The organism is Haloferax sp. s1 (assembly GCF_058382125.1).
In genome coordinates, this window is record NZ_JBZRPK010000496.1 from 1 (window position 1) to 5,913 (window position 5,913).

General features: G+C 49.9%; 6 protein-coding genes. 3 read left to right on the top strand and 3 right to left on the bottom strand.

Annotated features, from left to right (window positions below):
- Positions 1-1,034 (top strand): alpha/beta fold hydrolase (locus tag QT222_RS07810; RefSeq protein WP_491476836.1); only part of this gene is annotated, 1,034 nt, incomplete at its 5' end.
- Positions 1,035-1,271: 237 nt separating this feature from the next.
- Here QT222_RS07810 and QT222_RS07815 read toward each other — a convergent pair.
- The 3 genes from QT222_RS07815 to QT222_RS07825 all read right to left on the bottom strand — a co-directional run bounded on the left by QT222_RS07815 (position 1,272) and on the right by QT222_RS07825 (position 4,181).
- Positions 1,272-1,538, bottom strand: coding sequence for a TrmB family transcriptional regulator (locus QT222_RS07815; protein ID WP_491476837.1), 267 nt, complete (start codon positions 1,536-1,538; stop codon positions 1,272-1,274).
- 1,123 nt (positions 1,539-2,661) lie between these two features.
- Entirely contained in the window at positions 2,662-3,087 is a 426-nt protein-coding gene (locus QT222_RS07820; RefSeq protein ID WP_491476838.1) for a hypothetical protein, read from the bottom strand.
- Between the two features lie 758 nt (positions 3,088-3,845).
- Positions 3,846-4,181 (bottom strand): hypothetical protein, encoded by a 336-nt coding sequence (locus tag QT222_RS07825; protein WP_137685689.1) that lies wholly within the window; start codon positions 4,179-4,181, stop codon positions 3,846-3,848.
- A gap of 533 nt (positions 4,182-4,714) precedes the next feature.
- Between QT222_RS07825 and QT222_RS07830 the strand changes: the two genes are divergently transcribed.
- On the top strand, positions 4,715-5,149 hold the full coding sequence (locus QT222_RS07830; RefSeq protein ID WP_491476839.1) for a hypothetical protein: 435 nt from the start codon (positions 4,715-4,717) through the stop codon (positions 5,147-5,149).
- A 539-nt stretch (positions 5,150-5,688) separates the two neighbouring features.
- A partial coding sequence (locus tag QT222_RS07835) for a hypothetical protein (protein WP_491476840.1) occupies positions 5,689-5,913 on the top strand: 225 nt, incomplete at its 3' end.

Here is a 5,913-nt window from a genome sequence, read left to right on the forward strand (position 1 = left end):
GTGTAAAGACAGCCCTCGAACGTCACTCCAGAAACCACGAGACGACAACGCCTCTCGAACCGACTCCCAGCGATGTCGTCTACACTGAAAATAAACTCGAACTCCGGCACTACCAGCCACGACCCGAGGTGCAGCAGAACGTCCCGATTTTGCTCGTGTATGCGATTATCAACCGCCCATCAATCCTCGATTTTCAGCCCGACCGAAGCGTCGTCCAACAGTTTCTCGACCAGGGGTTCGATGTCTTTCTCCTCGACTGGGGTGCCCCCTCCGTTCTGGATGCCCATCTCGGATTAGAGGATTTCGTAACTCGGTATCTCGCCAACTGCGTCGATGTCGTCACCGAACGAACTGAGGCGGACGCGCTCCACCTATTTGGCTACTGTACCGGCGCGACACTGGCCGCAATCTTCGCGGCATTATATCCGCAACTGGTCCGTACGCTCGGGATGCTGGCGCCGGTGCTGAATTTTGATGTCGATGGGGGCATCTTCGACCTCTGGGGGCGTGAAGAAAGCTACAATCCTCAACATCTGGTCGATACCTTCGGAAACGCTCCCGGCGAATGGCTCGCGATGGAATTTTCGCTCGTCGACCCGGTCGAATACCACCTCGCCCGCTATCTCAGCCTCTACGACCATATTGCCGATGAGGAGTTCTTGTCACGATTCTTGCGTAGGCTTCAGTGGGGTTTTGACACCGTTGACGTCGCAGGCGAGCTGTACACTGAATTCCTTGTGGACCTCTATCGCGAGAACAGGCTGATGAAGGGAACACTCTCGGTAGGAGGGGAAACTATTGACCTCGAAACCCTAGAGATGCCGATACTGAACATTATCGGGATGGACGACCAATTTATCCCGGCTGAGGCTAGCCTCCCCTTTATCGAGGCAGTCCCCAGTACAGATACGACGGTGATCGAGTACCCGGCCGATCACGTCGGGTTGTCGACCGGTGAAGGGGCTCATACAGACCTCTGGCCCCGCGTCTGCGAGTGGTTCGCAGCACGGTCAGAGGCGTCACCAAACGGATAATCGCAGCAACAACGAGACCAGTGAAGTATAGTAGCGTTTGCAAGTCAGTGCACACTCGACCGAACGTTGTCGTGCGATCGGATGTGTACCCAGTTGCAAACGCTACTATAGCTTCGTCCCCCGTCGAAGTCGAGCGCGCAGTCAGGCGAGTTCTGCACAGGTACAGAGAACCATCGCGTGTGATTTCTTGGCTTAGGACGGAGCCGTGACTGGGAGTAGTTAAAATATAGGGGAAGATTACGCGGCGATGTGATACTCGTCGCCATCGCACTCGACGAGACCGTTCTTTTCCAGTGTCTGGAGCAGTGGGTACAGCGTGATAGTCTTCATCCCGAGTGACGCACGGAGTTCGGAGATGTCACCGCCGTTGGCGGCGTCGAGGTAGAGGTAAACCAACTTCGTCCCCGACGATTCGAGGGCGGACGGGATAGCGAAGTTGCTGATGGTAGTCGGCATCTCAGTACGGTTCTGTTCTGGGTTGGTGTCTAGGGCTTGCATGTTCATGTTGTATTTGTCCGGCAGGGGATTCACAGCAAAGGCACATCAGAGTGGGTCCAGTGACCCACACAGCAGGGACCGTCATTCGTTTCCCCCTCGACCGTTAACAGGAACATCTCTCTAAGAGTATATATTGATTGCCTATTACGAAACTCAAATAATATAAGGTAGTATAATTCCGTGCGTCACTCTCCACGTCAAAACCACTCTACCGCCACAAGGGAGAAGCACAGACGAGTGAGTCTGTTCCACTGTAATCGCACATGAGTGATTCCCCACTGATCTCGACACCCGGTAGCTCCGAACTCGACGGGACAACCATTAGAACGAACGTGCGAGCCACCACCGCCTCGGAGTGGGGTGGCATGGTCGCCGTTGCTGTCGGGTGGTCACCCGCGCGTGGATGTAGGTGTTTAGGACGAGAGCTCATCTCTTAATTGATTATTTCGTCTGAGTGTCAGAATATGCGTGAAATACGTTGTTCTGAGACGGTGCCTCCACTTACAAAAGACAAATCGACCGCGTCATCAGACTTTCAGTGGGAAAACGAAGTTACTTGAGGCGTTGTATTACATGCATAGTGATGTAATTGTAAACTCTTGTTTCTAAGATGAATATAATTAGTAATCTGACGTAATAAGATTCGACATAACCTACATCGAATACTCAAAAACTCTGAGAGCAGTGCTATCCGCCGTGCCAAGGATCTCTTTGAGCAACACCTCAAGTGTAGTCAAGATCTTAAAAAGATTCGAGCGTAGCGACTCTGTTGAAATCCCCCTGGGTTAATACATCCGATGCGAAACTAGCCTCCCAACAAACGCAAGGCTGTGAGTGAGTTTCAACAGACCCGTCCGCGCTAGAAAAAGACACTCTGTGACACCCACTGACCTACGCACGACGTTTAGCTTGAAGTACTCCCACCCCACCACACTCGAAGAAACCGAATTTCGAGGAGTATCGTGAAATCGCTTGACTGGCCAAGTGAATTACCTGTTCTACAAACTGGAGCAGCTTCGTTTCACAGATTTTTGATGCCAGTTTCCAAAACCTTGGCCCACTAGCTCTCTTCAGTACAGTTCTCCGTGATTAGTATAACGTCTCCACACCTTCAGTGAGCGCTCAAAAACTACGGCAGGGGATTAGGATGGGTCATCCCGGCAACCCTACTGAGGTCATTAATCACCACGACACTCGCTAGTATGAGCCCAAGAACTGACGCTGGAAATACACTGAGGAGCGGATTGGCACGATCAATGTATGGTCCAATGACAGCGTAGGTACTGGCGAGAACCGTGATCACTGAGACGATGAAAATCACCTGAGTATGCCAGTTTGGTCTTTCAGTAGTCGCAAGCCGAGATACCACCAGAATTGCCAAGAGTCCTATTGGAAGAGCTAACGTCCAAACCCCAACCCCTGCCAGCTCTATAACAGGTGGCCACGGGACATCCGGACCGAGTGCAACGAACGAGAATCCCATTGCCAGGATCGCTGCAGAGAGGATGATCTCTACACCTCTGCCATACTCGTGATATTGAGACTCAGAATTCATGTGGTATCGGAAACACTTCGGGACGATTCAACAACTATCTTCTGGAACATAAGGTGGGACGGGCCACAAAAAGTTCCGAGTGATGGCTGGATAGGGTTCCTCGAAGTAGTCGTGTCCGAAGACCGTACTCATCGACGATATATCGAAGACAGTCATATAGCCCTTCACCAAATGCCCAGCAACCCCAGTCAGTAATATGTTCCCTAACAATTGACAGTCCACCATCGAAACATACAATAATGAGACAGGCAATGCCAACAGGGCCAGTAAGACTGGTGGCCAAGAAACAGTACCCACAATCAGCGTAGTCTGCGATACAAATAAACAGATCGTGTAGGTCTTCTGCTTTACATCCGGGGGGAGCAGCAGCAGGAGACACAACGTTCGACTTGGAAGGAGTCGATGTCGCTTGCTTAAAATCAGAGGGAGTATGTGTGGTAGAGTCGGTCACTTTCAAGCTAACCTCTGAATGACTCTTCTCAGTTGTTCTCTGCTGTTTCGTAAGTCCTACAGTGCTTTTTTGCTTCACTGCGGTTACAGATTCGATTCTGCGTTCATCCCGGTTTGTATGGAGAAAATGGACCTCATCAAATTCGGGAATCAGTCCAACTTGAGTGTTGTCTTCGTGGAAATCTGGACGGCCAATTGCTGCGAGGAATTCACGCTTTTCTGCGTTAGTTACATTCCGCTGAAGGAGAATCTCATTGTCCATCACAGCCAACCGAGCCTTGGTTCCCTGAGTCCAAGCATCATCTACACTAGGCACCCCATTCATCCAAGTAGAAACTCACGTCGATATTGTCATGTGTATTCGCAAAGAGTTTACCGTAGTTGCTAGGGACTGCGACAGCGGACTCCCCATTTCCATAAATAGTAGCACTTTCACGATTCAACTCTAAGCCAGGAATTGAGTCCAATAGTTGGTTGACTTTTTCGTGGTTTAGAATTTTATTTAATTTAGATTTCTCTTCTTCAGTGGAAGCACTAACTTGTGGCGCAGTTGCGGACAAGGCCCCAATAGCAGCTATATTCTTCAGAATACCTCTTCGTTTTACTCTTTGTGAACTCATATCTTCTTTATATTTTTCTACCATTACCTACTTATCAAAAGCACATAATATAAGCCTTTTATTCTATCATATTATTTTCTAGGTTGGAATTTAATTTGATATAGTTGAAATTCTGAACAACAGATACAGGATACATTCATTATTTATACGATTAGCAGTTGGTGTGTGGTTTTTCTTGTCTTAATATATTAAATATTGCCATGCACGGTAAATTCTAACAATCAAATACAATGAACTAATTGGCCTAACAATAGGTTTATTTTGCCAGAATTAGCATTCATACGGGATTGATGGATTTGCGGGTGGCGAATCATGACGAAGACGAGGCAGTAACAACGTGGACCGCGCAGATAGGTGGACTTCGGAAACTCCCACAGCGAATCGCATTCAACAGTATCGATTTCGGTCGCTTGTTATGGTGGACTGTATTCGCTGTTGTCCCTGCCGTTCTACTGGCCTTTGGTTCGCTTGTCAGTGACAAAGTCACCTATGCGTACCATATGTACTGTGCGTTTCTGATGACGGCGACCTTGCAGAGCTCAGAACGTTTCATCAGTATGACGGCTAAGCTCGATCAAGGGGCTGGAGAACTTGTGAGTACTTACCACATGGGAGAACCCACCCTGTTCCGCAGCGACGAGGATGTGTCTACTTCGTTTGAAGACGTGGAGTCTGCCCGGTTTGTGACACTCGCTGACCAGACCGTAGTTCGGTTGTACTACCGGAATTCGTTCACCAACAAGCCGACGGTATTTCTCGTCCCATCAGACATTGAAGACCAATTCCGTGAGTCACTCCGACAACACGACGTTTCGATTCGAGGGGAATCAGAGGAAGATTCTACCGGTTGGGTGTGGGTGCGGTTCGTCATAACCGTCCTCTTGTTGGGTGTAATTCCGGTCAGCGCCGTATTTATCTGGCCCGTTGGTTCGTGGGTATATGTGCTCGCTTTCATCATAAACTCGATTTTTATATTGAGACAGGGGTGGTGACTCCTACTACCCTATCTCAGTTTTCTGGCTCTATCAGCCCCCTGCCTGTGGCAGTTTAAGCAGGTTGTGACTGCAGCTTCATTGAATGCAATCCATTTCACCTAAGCCGCCACAAACCACACCGGTGATTGCATTAGTCAGTATACCCGCTGGTATCTGAATTTGAGACCCACTGTTTCCGGAGAAACCAAGTCAGAATGCAGATGACTCGCCATCAGGTTTGATTCAAGCTCGAAATCGTCGTTGGGAAGGAGGTTGCCGCTGGTGCGGTTACGGGTGCGATTCCTCCGAGTTGTGCCTCCACAGAAAGTCGGTGTTTGGCCTTTGACAAACCATCACCCTATGATGGTTTTCAGAATGGCCCGCTACACGTGATTGAGTCTGCCCCGTACGCCGTCTTCTACTACATAATCGATAACTCGTCGATGGCCGTTCCAACAGCGAACAATTATACTCACAAACAAACCTATTGAAGATATACACTCGGCGGAGTCTGCTAGCCGAACGCAGTCGTCGGCGGGGTCGGTCGTAGGGAATACATGGAAGATACCATTCGAGAAGTCACACCTAGCGAACTGTGCGACGTAGTCGACCCGGGCGAGGTGACACTCGTCCTCGGGGCACCCAGCGTCGGAAAATCACATCACTTGCGTCGGGTCGGCCCATCCGTCGAGCGACTCGCAGCGACGAGAGACGTCGACGACGACGAACTCGTAATCGTCGACGATTTTGTCACGGCGGCGTTCGACCTGAGCGACGAAGAC